This is a genomic window from Aromatoleum toluolicum, from assembly GCF_012911005.2.
In the GTDB taxonomy this organism is placed as follows: domain Bacteria; phylum Pseudomonadota; class Gammaproteobacteria; order Burkholderiales; family Rhodocyclaceae; genus Aromatoleum; species Aromatoleum toluolicum.
The window spans coordinates 1-1,367 of the sequence record NZ_WTVS01000175.1 but is presented as its reverse complement, the minus strand read 5'-3'; the positions used below and the strand labels follow the sequence as shown (position 1 = coordinate 1,367).

Sequence of the window (1,367 nt, the reverse complement as noted above, 5' to 3'; positions counted from 1 at the left end):
TGACCCTGTCCCCGTTTGATGGACGCCATGAAGGGTACTGGGCAGCAAGTTATCCACGGGCGCGCGCCTGCGGCGCCTCATACGCAGGCAGAGCGCGCGGCGGTGGATAACTTGCGGTGCCAATCGGTGTCGTGTGCTGGTGTTGCATTTTCCACCTCTGTTCGAATTGGACCGGACTGTCGTAGTCGAGTGCGCTGTGACGCCGCTCGCTGTTGTAGTAGCCGATGTATTCGGTCAGATCGTCAATCGCCTGCTGGCGTGTGGCGTAGTGCTCGTCATAGACTCGTTCGACTTTGAGGGTGCCGTTGGCCGACTCCATCGGGGCATTGTCGTAGCAGTTCGCACGCCGGCTCATCGACACCGTAATGCCCCGGTCCTCCAAGACCTTGCGATAGTCGTGCGCACAGTACTGACAGCCACGGTCCGAATGGTGCAGCAGTCCGGCGGGCGGACCGCGCAGGCCCAGCGCCAGCGCGAGCGCGTCCGTCGTGAGGTAGGTGTCGATGCGATCGCTCATCGCCCAGCCGACCAGTCGGCGGCTGAACAAGTCCATTACCAGCGCGACGTACAGCCAGCCTTCGGCAGTGTCGACGTAGGTGATGTCCGCCACCCATTTCTGATTCGGCGCGCTCGCATTGAAGTCGCGTTCGAGCAGGTTCGGCGCTACCGGCAGGGCATGCCGGGAATCGGTCGTGCGCACGAAACGGCGCCGCCGCCGTGCGGCGAGCCCCTCGCGCAGCATCAGCCGGCGTATCCGCTTGTGATTGACCGGGTAGCCCGCTTCACGCAGATCGCGGGTGAGCCGCGGCCGCCCGTACTTGCCGCGATGATGAGCATAGGTCGCGCGCAATACCACGACCAGCCGTTCATCGCTGCGTGCCCGCGCCGACGCGGGACGGTGCCGCCACGCATAGAAGCCGCTGCGCGAGACCTCCAGCAGCGTGCACAGCCGTGCGATCGGAAAGCGGGCGCACTCACCGGCGATCCACGCGTACTTCACCGCGACTCCCGCGCAAAGTACGCCGCCGCCCGCTTTAAAATTTCGTTATCCACCCGTAACCGTGCCACCTCGCTGCGCAGTCGGCTCAGTTCGGCCTGGGTCTCATCGACCTGCACGGCCGCCACGCGCTTGACCAGCGGTTTGCCGCGTCGCGCCTGGCGCACCCAGTTGCCCAGCGTCTTCGAAGAAATGTCCAGGCTGCGCGCCACTTCGTTCGCGCTGCGTCCGGCCTCGATCACCTGCCGCACCGCCGCCTCGCGGAACTGAGTCGTATAGACCCGCTTCGGTATCCTCGCTTTCATTTCACGTTCCTCCATGAAGCCTTAGAACTTCACTTCATGGCGTCCGTTTTATGGGGGCAAGCTCA

At 64.2% G+C, this 1,367-nt stretch carries 1 pseudogene; it reads right to left on the bottom strand.

Annotated elements, in window-relative coordinates:
• Positions 1-160: 160 nt before the first annotated feature.
• Positions 161-1,302: pseudogene (locus tag GPA27_RS28225) on the bottom strand (IS3 family transposase); the annotation flags it as partial.
• Positions 1,303-1,367: the final 65 nt, after the last annotated feature.